The organism is Sinorhizobium sp. FG01 (genome assembly GCF_002531875.1).
In the GTDB taxonomy this organism is placed as follows: Bacteria; Pseudomonadota; Alphaproteobacteria; order Rhizobiales; family Rhizobiaceae; genus Sinorhizobium; species Sinorhizobium fredii_C.
Genome location: NZ_NWTB01000004.1, coordinates 31,416 through 47,185, shown reverse-complemented (window position 1 = coordinate 47,185; position 15,770 = coordinate 31,416). Strand labels below are relative to the sequence as shown.

The window sequence follows — 15,770 nt, the reverse complement described above, 5'->3', positions numbered from 1 at the left end:
TCGAGGCGAGCAAATGAGGGCGCAATATCCGCTTTTTTTGCACACGCCGCCTGCGACACAGGTCAAATCAAGGATTCTTACGGGAGTGACCTAAAATTCATCGCCGTGGAGTAGCAGTTTCAGTGAAACTGGCTTGCAGATTAATTCACCAAAAACTATTTACTTAGTGAGAAATAATGGACGTGCCCGCGCGCCATCCGGCGCGTGCGCGATCGACACCATCCGAGTGCCACGATGCTTACGAAAAAAGGCAAGTACGGATTGAAGGCGCTTGTTGATCTGGCGCGCCTTGGTCCTGGAGAAACCGCGTTCGTGACGGAGATTGCGACGCGCAACAATATTCCGAAGAAGTTCCTCGACACCATCCTCCTGGAACTGCGCAACACCGGCATCCTGCGCTCGAAGAAGGGCCCCAACGGCGGCTATTCGCTGTCGAAGCCCGCCACGGAGATCATGATCGGCCAGGTCATCCGCGCGCTTGACGGTCCGCTTGCCCCGATCCGCTGTGCGAGCAGAACGGCCTTCGAGGCCTGCGACGATTGCAACGATCCGGTCGGCTGTCAGGTTCGCCTGTCGATGACGGAGGTTCGCGACGCAATCGCCACCATCCTCGACAACATGACGCTTGCGCAGTTCGTCTCAAAGGACCGGACGAAGACGGTCGAGGAAGCGCTCATCGCCGGCGAGTGATCCCGCGTTCACTCAGGTGAACAGCATGCGCCCGAGCTCCGCAAGCAGGTGCCCGGTGCCGCGCGTGACTTCCAACGGAAAGGCGATTTCGATCGTCGTCGCTAGCCTACCCACGGCCGCGACTGCGGCGGGCGTGGAGTTCACCTGCGCGAGGTCGAGGGCGGTCGAAGCTCGGTCGATCAACGCCGCTAAGGTCTCGATCTCAACTTGGAACCGCCCGATCCGTTCGTCCCAGGGCCGGTCGCTGGAAGGCCGGCCGTCGCGCCACATGTTCAGATTGCCGGCCAGTTGCCGGCGCTTCTCGCCAAGGACGACCGCGGCCTGCAGGATCGTTCCGAGCGATCGGGCAAGCAGAAGCGCATCGCGATTGAGGGCAAGCACCGCGTCGGCCGGCACATGCGCCTCGCCGAGCCGATAAAGTGCCGGCTCGCCGGTGTGCACGACACGGGTTTCCGTGCGGCCACGCTGGACGAGCAACAGGCTCGACGCCTCGGCGTCGTTCAGTGCCAGGACGGCGAACCAATCCGGTTCGCCGAGACAGGCGGCCTCGAGCGCATCGGTCAACTTGAAGCCGATGCCATCGGGCACGTAGCGTGGCGTGCCCTGATCGCTCGGGGCTGCGGCCGACAGCCTCTCACCGGACGCCACATGCGAATAGATGCTGCGCCGCTGCTCTTCGCTGCCGGCGTTACGAACCAATTCTAGGGCGCGATAATGATGAACGAGGGCACCGGCCGCAGCGGGTTGCACTTCGGCGATCTTCGACACGGCGTCGGCTATCAGCCCGTTCGAAACGTCCGCACCGTCGAAATCGGAGGGGATGGAGATCGCGAGCAGGCCGGAGCGCACCAGCGCGTCCGCCAGGACAATGGCGGGAGCCTCGGCGCCAAGCGCCACGAGCTCGCCGGCCGCCGTCAATACCTCCTCGTCGGACGCTATGCGAAGCGGCACCGGCCGAAGACGCTCATGCAGATGTGTAATGGACCCCATCTCGTGCATCCTTACTGATGCGGGCTCAGCTGGAACCGGCGGGTCGATCGCAAAGGCGGCGCGTCCGACATTAGGCGCGGCATCGTAGGATGATGGCTCGCGGCGAGGCTCCATTCCATTGGCCGGACTGCGATCTGCACAGAGGCCGCATACATTGCTCGCCATTCCGCCTCAGAGAACCGGGAACAGTCCCCAGAACAGGGCCTGGCGGCGCTCCTGCTCCTCGTCGCTGCGGTCGACCGTGTCGGTCCTTGTCTCGTCGGCAGCTTTCCTCGGTGCGCTTTCGGAGCGGATACGAAACTGCTCGCGCCAAGGTGCGAACAGGTCGAAGGAGAAGTTCACAATACCGAGCGGCATTTCGGCGTTCCTCCCGTTGAGCCCTTCATGGGTCGGCGCGCAGTGTCGCCGCATTCTGCTCGTTCGTCAATAATTTCGATGTAAACTGTGCATTACAAGTGCTCGGCCACATCGCTCGACGAATGCCCTATCGGGACAGTGCAAAGTACCGGCCCTCCCGATAGATTAGGGTTTCACCCCCGCCAATACGGATGCCGACTACACGGCCGAGCACGATTGCGTGGCTGTGCCTTTCGATTGCCTCTTCCACCTCGCAGTCGATCGCCGCCACCGCATCCTGAAGCACCGGCGCGCCGCTGGCAAGGCGGGTCCATTCGCCGCCACGGTAGCGGTCCGGCCCCTTGAGCCCGCCACGGCCGGCGAACTGGTTGGCGAGGAACTCGTGCTGTTCGCCGACGATGTTGACGCAGAAATGACCGAACCGCTCGACGACCGGCCACGTCGATGACGCACGATTGAGGGAGACGAGCATACGCGGCGGCTCGACCGAGAGGGCGGTGGCCGAGGTGACGGTCGCCCCGGTCCGCGCCTCCCCTTCTCCCGCGGTTATGATGCTGACGCCGCCGCCCAAGGCGCGCAATGCCGCCTTCAGACTGTCGGCATCGGCCGGCCGATTCGTGGACCGGCTGGCGTTCTCCTCGATCTCGAAGGCTCGTACTGAAGGCTGAACCGACATTTTTCCGCTCCTCTATTCGGCAGATCCACGATTTCCCGATTGGTAACAGCGACGGCGCGCCCCCGGTAGACATCCGGTTCTTTAGTCTATATATTTTATAGAAAATATAACTATCCTCTCGTACGAGGCACTTCAAGGCCGCCGCTCCAACCGAAGGGAGATCGGAATGCTGAGAATAACGCTGCCATTGCCGAAGGACATCGCGCCGGCTCCGACCACCAGCAGAGTAGCAATCATCGGCGGAGGCTTCACCGGAGCAAGCCTTGCCCGCCTTCTTGCCGTGAATGGTCAATACGGGCCTGACGACATCATCGTCTTCGAGCCCCGCGCCGGCCTCGGCGCCGGCTTGGCCTATGATACCGATGATCCCTCGCTCCGCCTAAACGTCGCGGCTCACCGTATGCGCGCCGTGCCCGGCGACCCGCAAGCCTTCGTCCAATGGCTGTCGGGCTCCGGGCGTTTCGATCTGGACCCCGATGCCGTGGCAGATGGCGGGATCTATGCGCGCCGGGCCGATTTCGCAGCGTTCATGGCCGAGCAGATTCAGCCCTTCCTCGACAGGGGAAGCGTCAGGCATGTCCGCGAGCGCGCTGAGCGAATCTGCCGCCGGCACGGCCGCTGGCAGATCGAGGGAAATGGCGGCGCAGCGGTGCAGGCCGATATCGTCGTGATCGCGACCGGCCATCCGCCGCCGACGCCGCCGGACGTGCTTTCCTACCATCTTGGCTGCGACGCTCGCTTCATACCGGACCCTTTGCGGTCCGGCGCCCTCCGGCCGATAGGACAGGACGATAAGGTCCTCGTCGTCGGTGCCGGCCTGACGGCGCTCGACGCCGTGGGTGCCTTGCACGCGCAAGGCCATCGCTCGGAGGTGACGCTCCTTTCACGAACGGGACAGCTGCCGCAGCCACAGGCATCCGGCGATTTCGCGCCGCATGGCGACTTCCTTATCGGTCTCCCGAACACCGCCCTTTCGCTTCTCGAGCGGGTGCGCTTCGCCCTTGAAGAGGTGACCGAAGCCGGCCTGCCCTGGCAGAGCGTCTTCGACGCCTTGCGTCACCAGGGCCAAACCATCTGGCAGGCATTGCCGCTCGTCGAACAGCGCCGCATCCTGCGCCACCTTCGCCGACGCTTCGAAGCGCATCGCTTTCGCATGTCGCCGCAGATCGCCGAACTTGTCGAGCGCGAAAGAGCGGCGGGACGCCTGCGAAGCCGTGCGGGTCGGATCGTCGCGGTCCGCCCGGGCCACGCTGAAATCGCCGTCGATATTGCGACGAAGCCACATGGGATTGTGGTGCGCCACGCTGCACAATGGATCATCGCGGCGACCGGACCCGACCACGGCAACGTGATCGGTCGCCAAAGCTGTCTTGCCGATCTGAAAGGCTCCGGCCTCCTGAGGAAGGACCCGCGCGGTCTCGGCATCGCATGCGATCAAGACAGCCGGGCCGTGGCGCGGGACGGCTACCCGGTGGAGGATCTGTTCATCGCCGGACCGCTGGCGCGCGGCGCCTTCGGCGAACTCACAGGGGTGCCGGAGATCGCCGCCCAGGCGGAAAGGATCGTCCAGAAAATCTTGGCGATGCGCTTCGCCACGACGCGGACGATCACGATCCGATCGCTGTAGCGGCAAGGCCCGGGCGTCGTCAGCCGAGGATGGCGTCCAGCAGGCGGCGCTCGAACACGGCGAGACCCGGATCGCCATGGCGCCGCGGATGCTCCGTCGGAATTTCGAGATCGAGCGCCACCTTGCCGCCGTCGAGGACAATCACCCGGTCGGCCAGATGCACCGCCTCGCTGACATCATGGGTCACCAGGACCGCCGTGAATCCCAACTCCCGCCAGACCCGGCTGACGAGTTCCTGCATCGTGATGCGCGTCAATGCGTCGAGCGCACCGAGCGGTTCGTCGAAAACCAGCAGACCGGGGCGACTGACGAGCGAGCGAGCGAGCGCCACCCGTTGCCGCTGGCCGCCGGAGAGCCGCGCCGGCCATTGATCCGCCTTGTCGGTCAATTGTACGTCGTCCAGCGCCATTAGCGCTTTCACGCGCGCCGTATCCTTGTCGATATCCTGGCCGAGGCCAACCGCCACATTGTCGACCACCCTCGCCCAGGGAAGCAGCCGAGGCTCCTGGAAGACGATGCGCGCATTGGCCTCCACCGTGTTTCCCGATCGGTCGGCGAAGCGAAGCGAGCCGGCGGTCGGGCGGTCCAGCCCGACGAGCAGGCGCAACAAGGTACTTTTGCCGCAGCCGCTCTTGCCGACGATCGCCAGGAACTGCCCGGCCAGGACGTCAAGGTCGATGCCACGAAGGACCCGGTTTTGACCGAAGGATTGCTCGACCCGCCGCAGCTCGATCGAGACCGCTTCGGTCGCTGCGGCGGAGACCGTTCGCCCCTGTTCTCCCAAGGGTTCGACAGTGCCTTGGCGCCCCTCGAACCTGCTGACATAGCCGCTCATGCTGGCCTCCTATTTCTGATAGACCGGGTTCCAGGACAGGGCATTACGCTCCAGGGCCCTCGCAATCACGTCGGCGAGCTTGCCAAGCGCCGCGTAGATGAGCAGTGACAGAACCACCACGTCCGTCATCATGAATTCTCGCGCCTGGTTCGCCATGTGGCCGATCCCGGATGATGCGGCGATCGACTCCGAGACGATGAGCGTCAGCCACATGATGCCGAGCGCATAACGTAGTCCGACGAATATCGAAGGCAGGGCGCCGGGCAGGATGACCTTCCTGAACAGTGTCCAGCCGCTCATTCCGTAGATCCGGCCCATCTCGATCAGCTCGCGGTCGACGTTCCTGACGCCGTGAAAGGTGTTGAGATAGATCGGAAAAAGCACGCCCAAAGACGTGAGGAACAGCTTCGATTCCTCGCCGATCCCGAACCAGAGGATTACCAGCGGGATCATGGCCAGATGCGGAATGGTCCTGAGCATCTGCAGCGAGGTGTCCGTCAATTGCTCGGAAAGCTTGGAGACGCCGTTCGCAATGCCAAGCAGCAGACCGATCGTCCCGCCGACGATAAGTCCGGCCAGGGCGCGCGCGCCCGAAACTGCCACGTTATGAAGCAGCGCGCCGGAGAGCAATTGCTCGACGAAGGCGGCTGCCACATCCGTCGGCGCCGGCATGATCCGCGTCGAAATCCAGCCGAGCGACGAAAATAACTGCCACACCAGAACCAGGACGATCGGCACGGCATAGGGCAAGAGCCCCTCCAGACGGATCAGCCGCGCCGGTAGGGCCGGCAAGACCCAGCTCCGTCTTTGCCGCGGGCGATCGCTTGCAACGTCGTATGCGGTCATATTCTTCTCCTTCTCGATTGGCGAGCGCGGCCCGCACGGATTCCCGTTCGGGATCAGGAGCCGGCGACGACTCGCAGATTGCCTCCATGGCCACCGCCAGCGAAAAGCGGCTGTTCTCCGAAGGACGAGCGGACCTGGTTGCGCGGACCAGCAAGGCCGATTTCCGGAAAGAGCAGTTCGGAAACCCGATAGACCTCCTCGAGATGGGGATAACCGGAGGCGATCACCGTATCGATGCCGATTTCCTGGTATTCCCGGAGGCGGGCGGCCACCGTCTTTGGCGAGCCGACAAGCGCGGTCCCGGCGCCCGAGCGGACGAGGCCGATGCCGGCCCAAAGGTTGGGCGACACTTCGAGCCTGTCTCGACGGCCGCCGTGCAGCGCCCGCATGCGAGCCTGGCCGACGGAATCGGAGTTCCGGGCAAATCCTTCCTGGGCAGCGGCAATCGTCTCGTCCGAGAGCTTGGAGATCAGCCGGTCGGCGGCAGCCCAGGCCTCCTCGTCGGTCTCGCGGACGATGAAGTGCAGGCGAATGCCGAAGGTCACCTCCCGCCCCTTGTCGAACGCGGCCTTGCGGACCGTGGCAATCTTTTCCGCGACCTGTGCCGGCGTCTCGCCCCAGGTCAGGTATTTGTCGACCACGCCCGTCGAGAATTCGATCGCGGCATCCGACGATCCGCCGAAATAGAGCGGCGGGCGCGGCTGCTGTACCGACGGGAAGCCAAGCTGTGCTTCGTGCGCCTTTATGTATTTGCCGTCGAGATGCGCCTTGCCTGTCTCGAGGAGCTGGTTGAAGACCTGGAAGAACTCCTCGGCATGCGCATAGCGTTCGTCATGCGGCAGGAAGATGCCGTCGCCGGCAAGCTCCTTGGCACTTCCGCCCGCGACGATATTGAGGAGCAGCCGCCCCCTCGAGACGCGGTCGAGCGTCGCGGCGAGCCGCGCGTAGTAGGCGGGCGAAGCGATGCCGGGTCGTATGGCCACGAGAAACTTCAGGTTCTCCGTGGAGGCCGCGAGGTGTGCTGCAAGGATGAAGGATTCCTCGCAGGCGACCCCGGTCGGAATGAGCACGCCGGAGTAACCCAGCCGGTCCGCCGCCGTGGCGATCTCGCGAAAATAGCCGATGTCCGCAGGGCGGCTCAGATCATCGGAGCCGAGATAGGCGCCATCGCCGGAGGTCGGGATGAACCAGAGGAAATCGAGTGGTTTGTCTGTCTTTGTCATGGCCTGATCCTTTCAGCGTGCGGCGTTTCAGCTTGCCTTCGGTCGCCAGGCGACGTCGGCGATCGTCAGGGTCTTCGGCAGGATGCCGAGGCCATGGAATTCGTCCGCGAGCGCCTGCTGGTAGGTCAGCGCGTCATCCGACAGGGGCGCCACCTTGCTGAGGTCGGCCCCCTTTCGCGTCAGGATCGTTCGGGTCACCTCGGTTGGAATGCCGGTGATCTCCGCGAGCGCCGGAACGGTCTCATCGAGATTGGCCTGCGCCCAGGCTCCGACCTTGGCCAGTTCATCAATCACCTCGGCGATGACCTCCGGCTCGGAGGCGGTGAAATCGCCATTGCCGAAGAAGAAGCTCCAGTTGTCGACGATGCCTTCCGCCGTGGTCAGGACCCGTGTCCGCGGATCCGCCTCGGCAACGGCAAAATAGGGGTCCCATATCGCCCAGGCGTCGATACCTCCGGTCTTGAAGGCGGCCGCCGCGTCTGGCGGGGCGAGATCGGCCGCTTCGATGTCGTCGGTCGTCAGGCCGACTTTGCGCAGCGCCTTGACTGTGAAATTATGGGCGCTGGAACCGCGCTTGAAAGCGATCTTCTTCCCCTTCAGCTCCTCGAGCGCAGTGATCGGCGAATCCTTCGGCACGAGGATGGCGGAGCCCGATGGCGTGCCCTTGTAGCTCCCGACGTAAAGAAGATTGGCCCCGGCAGCCTGGGCGAAAAGCGGCGGAACGTCGCCGGTCGGACCGAAGTCGAGCGAGCCGGCGCCGAGTGCCTCGAGGAGCGGCGGGCCCGAAGTGAACTCGGCCCAGCTCACCGTCAGGCCGCGTTCAGCAAGCCGCTTCTCCAGCGCGCCGGTACGCTTCGCCAAGGCGAGCACGCCGTTTTTCTGCCAGCCGATACGAAACTCCTTTGCCGCCCTTGCCTGCCGGATGTTCGGCGCGCTCAAGGCCGCGGCGGTTGCGCCGATGAGCGCGAGGGTCTGCCTGCGAGTGATCATTTTCCACCTCTGTCTGGTCGCTGAGGAACAATGCAGTTCGGGAGAATGATAAGATAGTCTATAAATTTACTAAGGAAACTTGTTCCAAAAAGTCCCTCGCCGGTGGAGATTATCGTTACTCCCGGACGCAAGACGCGAATGGATTGCTGCAACTCCAGAAGACGAACGGCAGCCTTGTGGCGCAAACCGCCCACTTGAGCACCAAGCTGAGCGGCTGCATCCCCCCTAGCCACCAGCGTTGCCATTCGCTACGGCATGGCTCTGGTCGTGCAGCACGATGATTATGTCGTAGACAGGCGCAACTCGCGTCGCTGCAAAATCTAATATCCGGCTTCCATACCAACTAGGGTCGCAAGCAATGGCAGAGTTTCCGCAAAGGGCGAAGGTCGTAATCATCGGTCTGGGTGGCATCGTTGGCGCGTCGATCGCCCATCACCTGATCGAGCGTGGCTGGGACGATATCGTCGGCATCGACAAGTCGGGCATCCCGACCGACATCGGCTCGACGGCGCATGCCTCCGACTTCTGCTACACGACGAGCCACGACTTTCTCTCGGTTTGGACGACGCAGTATTCGATCGACTTCTTCGAGAAGATGGGCCACTACGCCCGCATCGGCGGCCTGGAAGTCGCACGCACCGGCGACGACATCTGGATGGAGGAGATCAAGCGCAAGCTTTCCTCTGCCAAGGCCTTCGGCACTCGCGCGCACTATGTCTCGCCGGCCGAAATCAAGAAAATGTTCCCGTTGATCGAGGAAGATCAGGTCATGGGCGGCATGTTCGATCCGGATGCCGGCCTCGTCGTCCCGCGCTCGCAGACGGTTGCCGGCAAGCTGGTCGATGCGGCGGAAAAGTCCGGCAAGCTGCAGGTCTTCGGCAATACGCCGGCAACGTCGCTCCTCGTCGAGAACGGCCGCATCAAGGGCGTGGTCACGCATCGCGGCACGATCATGGCCGACCATGTCATCGTCTGCGCCGGCATCTGGGGTCGCCTGATCGCCGAAATGGTCGGCGAAGACCTGCCGGTCATGCCGGTCGACCATCCGCTGACCTTCTTCGGCCCCTATAACGAATTCGAAGGCACCGGCAAGGAAATCGGCTTCCCGCTGCTGCGCGACCAGGGCAACTCCGCCTATATGCGCGACACCGGCGACCCGAAGACCACCGAAGGCGGCCAGATCGAGTGGGGCTACTACGAGGCCACCAATCCGCGCCTCTGCCATCCGCGCGACATTCTCGAGAAGCACGAGGCACGCCTGTCGCCCTCGCAGCGCGATCTCGAGATGGAGCAGATCATCGAACCGCTCGAGCGCGCCATGGAACTGACGCCGATCCTCGGCGAGCTTGGCTATAACGAGGGCCACTCCTTCAACGGCCTGCTGCAGGTATCGGCCGCCGGCGGCCCCTCCTGCGGCGAGAGCCAGAAGGTGCGCGGCCTCTGGTATTGCGTCGCCATCTGGGTGAAGGACGGACCGGGCTACGGCAAGCTGATCGCCGACTGGATGACGGACGGGCGCACCGAGATCGACCATGCCTCGATCGACTATGCACGCTTCTACCCGCACCAGCTCGAGGAGAAATTCATCGAGGGCCGCTGCTTCGAGGCGGCACAGAAGATCTATTTCCCGGCCGTGCATACGCGCGAGCCCTATGCGAGCGGCCGCAACGTCAAGCGCTCGCCCTTCTACGAGCGCGAGAAGGAGCTCGGCGGTTACTTCATGGAGCTCGGCGGCTGGGAGCGCGCCCACGGCTATGCCGCCAACGAGCACCTCCTGGAAAGATACGGCAACCGGGTTCCAGTGCGCGAGAACGAGTGGGACAACCGCCATTTCTGGCGCGTCTCCAATGCCGAGCATCTGGCGATGAGCGAGGATTGCGGCATCGTCAACCTCTCGCACTTCCACATGGTCGACATCGAAGGTCCGGACCATGTGGAGCTTCTCGAGTGGCTTTGCGCCGCCAAGATCGGCGGAGACAGCAATATCGGCAAGGGCATCTACACCCACTTCCTCGATGACGAGGGGATGGTCAGGGCCGACTTCACGGTCTTCCGCATGGCCGACCGCTGCCGTCTCGTGAACGGCGCCGATGCCGGCCCGCGCGACTTCCACTACATGCGCCGTGTCGCGGAAGACCGGGGCCTCGACGTCACCATTACCGACGTTTCGGAGAAGTTCGTCACCATCGGCATCTGGGGCCCCAATGCCCGCCAGACGCTGAAGAAGGTGGTTGCCGATCCGGCCGGCCTCGATCCTGAGAACTTCCCCTTCGCCGCGATCAAGCCGATCGAGATCGCCGGCAAGCCGGTTTCGGCCTTCCGCATCTCCTATGTCGGCGAGCAAGGCTGGGAATTGCACATGAAGTATGAGGACGGCCTGGCGGTCTGGGATGCGCTGCGCACCACCGGCGTCATGGCCTTCGGCGTCGAGACCTATGCGAACTCGCGGCGCATGGAAAAGAGCCTGCGCCTGCAGAACGCGGATCTTCTCACCCAGTACAATCTCATCGAGGCCGACCTTGCCCGTCCGAAGGTCAAGGAAGCGGACTTCCGCGGCAAGGCGAAGCATCTGGAGTACAAGGCGCGCGAGCATCAGCCCGCCATGCTCTGCACGCTCGTCATGACCGAGAACACCGACAGGAACGGCATCAAGCGCTACCCGGTCGGCAACCTGCCGGTCATGGACCCGGAAACCGGTGAGGTGCTGATCGACGAACTCGGCCGCCGCTCCTACACCACCTCCATCGCCTACGGCCCGACGATCGGCAAGAACATCGCGCTCGCCTATCTGCCCTGGGCCTATTGCCAGGAAGGTCGCAAGCTGAACGTCGAATATTTCGCCGAGACCTATCCGGTCGAGGTCGCAGGTGTCGGCTACAAGCCGCTCTACGACCCGGAAAACCTCAAGCCGCGCAGCTAGCGTTTCCGAAGGGCCTAATAGCGAACAAGCGAGCCTCTCCAGCCGGAGGCTCGCTTTTTTACTGTGCTGTTCCCCGCGGTTTGGCTGAGCCGCGTCTACCGGGTTTCAGCGCCGATCAGCACGAAGGCTGAAAAGAGCCTTCGCGCCGCAGACGCGGCGCTGCTTCATCGCTGTGACAAGCACAGGGACGAGGACGAGAAGCATCCAACAAGGTCCAATTTGCGCTACTGTCGCGTACTGTGGCATCTGATAGGACGCGCGGCGCTGCAGAGGCACCTCGCGCGGGTCCCCGTCTCCAGATGGCGATCGGCTCCATGGGACCACGTTGGACGCATTTGGCTGCGGCTTTTCTTCTCGGCGCCAGCACCGCCGCGACACAGGATCCTGTTGCCGTGGACCTCCAACTGGTCCTCGCCGTCGACGTATCCTATTCGATTGGATTGGACGAACTGCAGCTTCAACGGACGGGCTATGTGGAGGCGTTTCGCAGGCCAGAGATAATGAGGGCGATAGGGACGGGGCGGCTCGGCAGGATTGCCGTGACCTATGTTGAGTGGGGCGGCAAGGCCGTCCAGGTGCTGCCCTGGACGCTGATCGAGGACCGGCAGAGTGCGGCACAGTTTGCCGAGGCCTTGCGCCGCCAGCCGATCCGACGGATCTCGTTCACCTCCATCTCCAATGTGCTTGCCTTCGCGCGCAGGCTTGTTCACTTGAGCCCCTATCGGGGAAGCCGGCGCGTCATCGACATATCGGGCGATGGACCCAACAATGCCGGGGTACCGGCGCCGGTTGCCCGCAACAGCACCGTTGCCCAAGGGATCGTCATCGACGGGCTGGCGATCATGTTGAGAGACACGCCGGATTCGGCCTCGATCCCGGATCTCGATGCCTATTACAGGCAGTGCGTCGTCGGCGGAGAAGGGGCGTTCGTGATGAAAGTGTCGGAGGCCAGCCAATTCTCAGCCGCTATTCTGGCCAAGCTCACGGCCGAGATTTCGGGACTGAAAGTCAGCGGCGCCAGGCAGCCCCGTCCGGAGCCTGCCGAATATGCACAGTCCTACAATTGCTTTATAGGCGAAGAGATGCAGGAGCGTTCCATCGGAAGATAGGACTCCTGTCGCGCTTGTCGGCAGCCGACCTTGGAGGTCGAGAGTATCAAAGGCGCCCCCCAAGGCGCCTTTGACGACAGGCGGTCATTTCCGGATGGAGAGCGCCGGATTATGGGCGAAGAAGTTGTGCGGCATGATGTGCACGGTCTTCCATTCGGTCGACATGACCGGCCAGTCTTCCATGCGCGGAATGTGGTGGAAGCCTGCCGAGAACCAGGTGACGATGTCCTTGCCCATCAGCGGACGATCGGCCTTCACCCACTCCGCCAGCGTATCGCTGCCGTCGCTCTGCATCGCGTACTTGCCGCCGGCATAACGCTGGTCCTGATCGTAGACGGTGTTCCAGACCGAGTACCTCGATATAGGCATTGCGCTTCATCGGCGGATCGTTGGCATAATCGAACGGGCCGTAGGCAACGTTGCCGTGGTGAATCATCCAGCCCGGCTCGTGGCCGAGATAGCCTTCGCGGTTCGGGTTAGAGACATGGAAGTAGCGCGGCTCGGCCGCCGAAAGCTTATAGCGCGCCTCCATTTCCGAATGCGGCATCGAGTGCTTGACCGTCCACATCGACTTGCGCGGGCTGTTCGGCTCGACGTCCGCCGGCACGATGTCCATGGTCGAGAAGTGATTGGCGGGCTGGTCGACGTCGAAATCGATGCGGAAGTTGAAATAGTGGTCGTGGTTGGCGGCGACGAGATTGGGCGCGATCAGCGTGCCATAGGCGGTGTCGGCCTTGGCCGTCGGATCCTTCATCGAGGTCGATGCGACACCCTTCACCGCGTCCAGGCCGCTCGCGCCGATGTAGATGTTGATCTGGCCATTCTGCTGCAAACGGTAGTCGATGAGGTAGTCGTAATTGCCGACTTCCGATGCGGTGCGGACCACGAGCTCCGTCGCCGGCCGGCCTTCCGCCGGAACCGGCTTTTCCGGCGTCTGGGCGAAGACCTCGAAGTGCCGCCAGGCCGGATCGCCGATGCTGCGTTCGAAGATGCAGATCGCGTTCGGGATGACGAGCGGATTGCCCTTGTCATCGGCGATCGTGGCAGGCAGAAACGTCGCATTGTCCGGGCAGTCGATCCCTGCGGTCAACGGGCTCAGGAAGAGGCCGAAACCATACTCCCCGCTGTCCATGTAGGTGCGCCAGTACCAGCCTTCGGTTGGGTCCATATAGGGCACGAATACCTCCGAGAGGTGCGCCTGATAGATCACCGACCGCCAGGTGTCGCCGTCGTTCACGTCTAGGTTTGAAACGACGAGGCCCGGACGCTTGTCCACTCTCAGATTGAGCCGCCAGATATCCCATTCCAGATGGCTGCCGTTGATTTTGTAGTTGGGGCCGCCCTCCTGGGTGAGGGCGACCTTGTTCGTCTTCGGCCTCAGCGGCGTGCGGGCGGCGACCTCATCCTCGGTATAGCCCCAATTGTGCTTCGGTAGATCGACCGCTCCGCTATCGATGACCTTGATCACGCTCTTCTTGCCGATGTCGTAGACGGCGAAAAGGCCCTCGATCGGCTTCGCATAGAAGTTCGACCCCTCCGGAACCCGATAGCAGGGCACCTTCATCAGCCGGCTGTTCTCGTAGTCCTGGGTGAAAAAGTTGCCGGCCGTCAACGGCAGGCAAAAGGCCTCTTCCGGTTTCAGCCCGCGTTTGGCGAGACCGGCAATCATCTCGGGATGGCCGAGCGCGCCTTCGAGCGCATTCATGAACTCGGCGAAGAGGACCATCGGCTGGCCCTTGATGGCCGCGGTGCTCTCGACCTTGCCCTGAGTGATGTTGACGACCGCCTCCTTGAACCCATCCGGGCTGGTGAACTGCACCATGGCCTTGCGGTCGAGCGCGTCACCCTCCTTCCAGGAGAGCACATCGGCCTTGGCGGGCTCCTTGAGCTCGATCAGCGGGAAAAGCGTTTCGGCGTCGACGATCTTCTCGTTCCGCAGGATCCGGTTGATGTTCTGGTATTCCTCCGCCGTCAGCCCATCGAGCGGATGGGCGATCGCCGCCGGCGTTGCCGCGCAGGCGATCAGAGCGACGAGCGTTGCTCCTCTGAAATGTTTCATCTCTTTGTTCCCTTCGTCTTTCGTTTTTTCTTCGCGATCAGGCAAAAACGACCTGAATGTCAGTGTATTCCTGCAGGCCCTCCTCTGCGAATTCCACGCCGAGCCCGGATGCCTTGATGCCGCCGAACGGAGCGTTCGGCTGAATCGCCCCATGCTTGTTGATCCAGACCGAGCCGCACTGCATTCGGCCGGCAACGTTGCGAGCGGCATCGATGTCCGACGACCAGACAGATCCTCCGAGCCCGTTCGAACTGTCATTTGCCATGGCGATCGCATCCTCGACGTCGCTGTAGGAAACAACGGGCAAAGCCGGACCGAATTGCTCCTCGTCGACGAGCGGATCACCGTTCTTCAGTCCGGCAATGATCGTCGGCGGGAAGAACAGCCCAGCGCCCCGCTCGCCGCCGAGCAGAACCCTGCCACGGGTCTTCGCGTCGGCGACGAGCGCCGCCACCTTGTCGAACTGCATGCGATTCTGGATCGGGCCAAGAATGCTGGTCTCATCCATGCCGTCCCCGACGGCGATATTGCGGGCGAAGGCGACGAGCGCATCGCAGACGGCGTCGTGGACCGATTCATGGACATAAAGGCGCTTCATCGCCGCACAGGTCTGGCCATTGTTGATGAAGGCGCCCCAGAACAGGCCCTCGGCGATCTCTTCGGGATCGGCATCGGGAAGGACGATGCCGGCATCGTTGCCGCCCATCTCCAGCGTCAGCCGCTTCATCGTCGGCGCCGCCGACGCCATGATCTTTTGCCCGGTCGCGCAGGAGCCGGTGAAGACGATCTTGCGGATATCCCGATGTGCCGACATCGCCGCGCCGATGTTGAAGGCCTTGTCGTCGCCGGTGACGACATTGACGACACCGGGCGGCAGCACCTCGTTGATGATCTCGACGAGCCGCAGAGTGGAAAGCGGCGTATACGGCGACGGCTTGATCACCACCGTGTTGCCGGTCCGCAGTGCCGGCATGATGTGCCAGATGGCGATCATCACCGGGAAGTTCCAGGGCGTGATAGAACCGACGACGCCGAGCGGCTTGCGGTGCAGTTCGACGCGGCCCCGTTCATTGTCCTGCAGCACTTTGACCGGCAGCGACAAACCGGTCGTATAGCCGGCCCAGGCGATTGCCCCGCCGATTTCCCAGCGCGACCCGAGGCCGTTGAGCGGCTTGCCCTGCTCCAGCGTGACCATCCGCGCGAGTTCGTCGGCCTGCGCCTCGATCCTGGCGGTCACCGCGGCGCAGGCCGCCTGCAGAGCCTCGTCGCTACGGGCGGACCATTCCGGAAATGCCGCCTGCGCGGCCGCGACCGCCGCGTTGAGCTCCGTCGCATTCATGTCCGGCGCGCGACCGATCTCGCCGCCGGTCGCCGGATTGAGGACGGCAAAGCTCGCCCCTCCGGAGACGGGCTTTCCGTTTACCGTCGCAAAGTGCTGCGTCATGATC

12 protein-coding genes and 1 pseudogene are annotated in these 15,770 nt (G+C 63.2%); 4 read left to right on the top strand and 9 right to left on the bottom strand.

Annotation, left to right across the window (positions count from 1 at the left end; genetic code table 11):
• The first annotated feature begins 234 nt into the window (after positions 1 to 234).
• Positions 235 to 690 (top strand): Rrf2 family transcriptional regulator, encoded by a 456-nt coding sequence (locus tag CO656_RS05645; RefSeq protein WP_037387763.1) that lies wholly within the window; start codon positions 235 to 237, stop codon positions 688 to 690.
• A gap of 12 nt (positions 691 to 702) precedes the next feature.
• Here CO656_RS05645 and CO656_RS05640 read toward each other — a convergent pair whose 3' ends face one another.
• The 3 genes from CO656_RS05640 to CO656_RS05630 form a co-directional block, all read right to left on the bottom strand.
• Positions 703 to 1,680, bottom strand: a complete 978-nt coding sequence (locus CO656_RS05640) for an acyl-CoA dehydrogenase family protein (protein ID WP_097525110.1) — start codon at positions 1,678 to 1,680, stop codon at positions 703 to 705.
• A gap of 171 nt (positions 1,681 to 1,851) precedes the next feature.
• Positions 1,852 to 2,037 carry a hypothetical protein gene (locus CO656_RS05635; RefSeq protein ID WP_037414480.1) on the bottom strand — a complete coding sequence of 62 codons (186 nt, stop codon included), beginning with the start codon at positions 2,035 to 2,037 and terminating at the stop codon, positions 1,852 to 1,854.
• Positions 2,038 to 2,164: 127 nt separating this feature from the next.
• On the bottom strand, positions 2,165 to 2,713 hold the full coding sequence (locus CO656_RS05630; RefSeq protein WP_083853871.1) for a flavin reductase family protein: 549 nt from the start codon (positions 2,711 to 2,713) through the stop codon (positions 2,165 to 2,167).
• A gap of 166 nt (positions 2,714 to 2,879) precedes the next feature.
• Between CO656_RS05630 and CO656_RS05625 the strand changes: the two genes are divergently transcribed.
• On the top strand, positions 2,880 to 4,340 hold the full coding sequence (locus CO656_RS05625; protein ID WP_097525109.1) for an FAD/NAD(P)-binding protein: 1,461 nt from the start codon (positions 2,880 to 2,882) through the stop codon (positions 4,338 to 4,340).
• 19 nt (positions 4,341 to 4,359) lie between these two features.
• On the opposite strand, the gene CO656_RS05620 is transcribed toward CO656_RS05625, so the two are convergent.
• The 4 genes from CO656_RS05620 to CO656_RS05605 are packed head-to-tail and all read right to left on the bottom strand — an operon-like array spanning position 4,360 to position 8,234.
• Complete coding sequence (locus CO656_RS05620; RefSeq protein ID WP_097525108.1) at positions 4,360 to 5,175, bottom strand: ATP-binding cassette domain-containing protein; 816 nt, start codon at positions 5,173 to 5,175, stop codon at positions 4,360 to 4,362.
• Between the two features lie 9 nt (positions 5,176 to 5,184).
• A complete protein-coding gene (locus CO656_RS05615; protein WP_097525107.1) occupies positions 5,185 to 6,021 on the bottom strand; it encodes an ABC transporter permease subunit in 837 nt (278 codons plus the stop codon).
• Positions 6,022 to 6,074: 53 nt separating this feature from the next.
• Entirely contained in the window at positions 6,075 to 7,244 is a 1,170-nt protein-coding gene (gene ssuD / locus CO656_RS05610; RefSeq protein WP_097525106.1) for an FMNH2-dependent alkanesulfonate monooxygenase, read from the bottom strand.
• A 27-nt stretch (positions 7,245 to 7,271) separates the two neighbouring features.
• A complete protein-coding gene (locus CO656_RS05605) occupies positions 7,272 to 8,234 on the bottom strand; it encodes an aliphatic sulfonate ABC transporter substrate-binding protein (protein ID WP_097525105.1) in 963 nt (320 codons plus the stop codon).
• A 358-nt stretch (positions 8,235 to 8,592) separates the two neighbouring features.
• Here CO656_RS05605 and CO656_RS05600 point away from each other — a divergent pair, with 358 nt between their 5' ends.
• Together CO656_RS05600 and CO656_RS05595 are read left to right on the top strand one after the other, a co-directional pair.
• Positions 8,593 to 11,154, top strand: a complete 2,562-nt coding sequence (locus tag CO656_RS05600; protein ID WP_097525104.1) for an FAD-dependent oxidoreductase — start codon at positions 8,593 to 8,595, stop codon at positions 11,152 to 11,154.
• A gap of 392 nt (positions 11,155 to 11,546) precedes the next feature.
• Entirely contained in the window at positions 11,547 to 12,263 is a 717-nt protein-coding gene (locus tag CO656_RS05595; RefSeq protein WP_234819723.1) for a DUF1194 domain-containing protein, read from the top strand.
• Positions 12,264 to 12,347: 84 nt separating this feature from the next.
• Here CO656_RS05595 and CO656_RS05590 read toward each other — a convergent pair.
• Positions 12,348 to 14,322: pseudogene (locus CO656_RS05590) on the bottom strand (tyramine oxidase).
• 37 nt (positions 14,323 to 14,359) lie between these two features.
• Positions 14,360 to 15,766: an aldehyde dehydrogenase family protein gene (locus CO656_RS05585; protein ID WP_037414467.1), complete on the bottom strand. Its 1,407-nt coding sequence runs from the start codon at positions 15,764 to 15,766 to the stop codon at positions 14,360 to 14,362.
• Between the last annotated feature and the right edge of the window lie 4 nt (positions 15,767 to 15,770).

Bases quoted from the DNA above. Each gene is read 5' to 3' on its own strand.
- CO656_RS05630 (WP_083853871.1), bottom strand. From the start codon at position 2,713: ATGTCGGTTCAGCCTTCAGTACGAGCCTTCGAGATCGAGGAGAACGCC.
- CO656_RS05605 (WP_097525105.1), bottom strand. From the start codon at position 8,234: ATGATCACTCGCAGGCAGACCCTCGCGCTCATCGGCGCAACCGCCGCG.
- CO656_RS05585 (WP_037414467.1), bottom strand. From the start codon at position 15,766: ATGACGCAGCACTTTGCGACGGTAAACGGAAAGCCCGTCTCCGGAGGG.
- CO656_RS05645 (WP_037387763.1), top strand. From the start codon at position 235: ATGCTTACGAAAAAAGGCAAGTACGGATTGAAGGCGCTTGTTGATCTG.
- CO656_RS05625 (WP_097525109.1), top strand. From the start codon at position 2,880: ATGCTGAGAATAACGCTGCCATTGCCGAAGGACATCGCGCCGGCTCCG.
- CO656_RS05615 (WP_097525107.1), bottom strand. From the start codon at position 6,021: ATGACCGCATACGACGTTGCAAGCGATCGCCCGCGGCAAAGACGGAGC.
- CO656_RS05620 (WP_097525108.1), bottom strand. From the start codon at position 5,175: ATGAGCGGCTATGTCAGCAGGTTCGAGGGGCGCCAAGGCACTGTCGAA.
- CO656_RS05635 (WP_037414480.1), bottom strand. From the start codon at position 2,037: ATGCCGCTCGGTATTGTGAACTTCTCCTTCGACCTGTTCGCACCTTGG.
- ssuD (WP_097525106.1), bottom strand. From the start codon at position 7,244: ATGACAAAGACAGACAAACCACTCGATTTCCTCTGGTTCATCCCGACC.
- CO656_RS05640 (WP_097525110.1), bottom strand. From the start codon at position 1,680: ATGGGGTCCATTACACATCTGCATGAGCGTCTTCGGCCGGTGCCGCTT.
- CO656_RS05600 (WP_097525104.1), top strand. From the start codon at position 8,593: ATGGCAGAGTTTCCGCAAAGGGCGAAGGTCGTAATCATCGGTCTGGGT.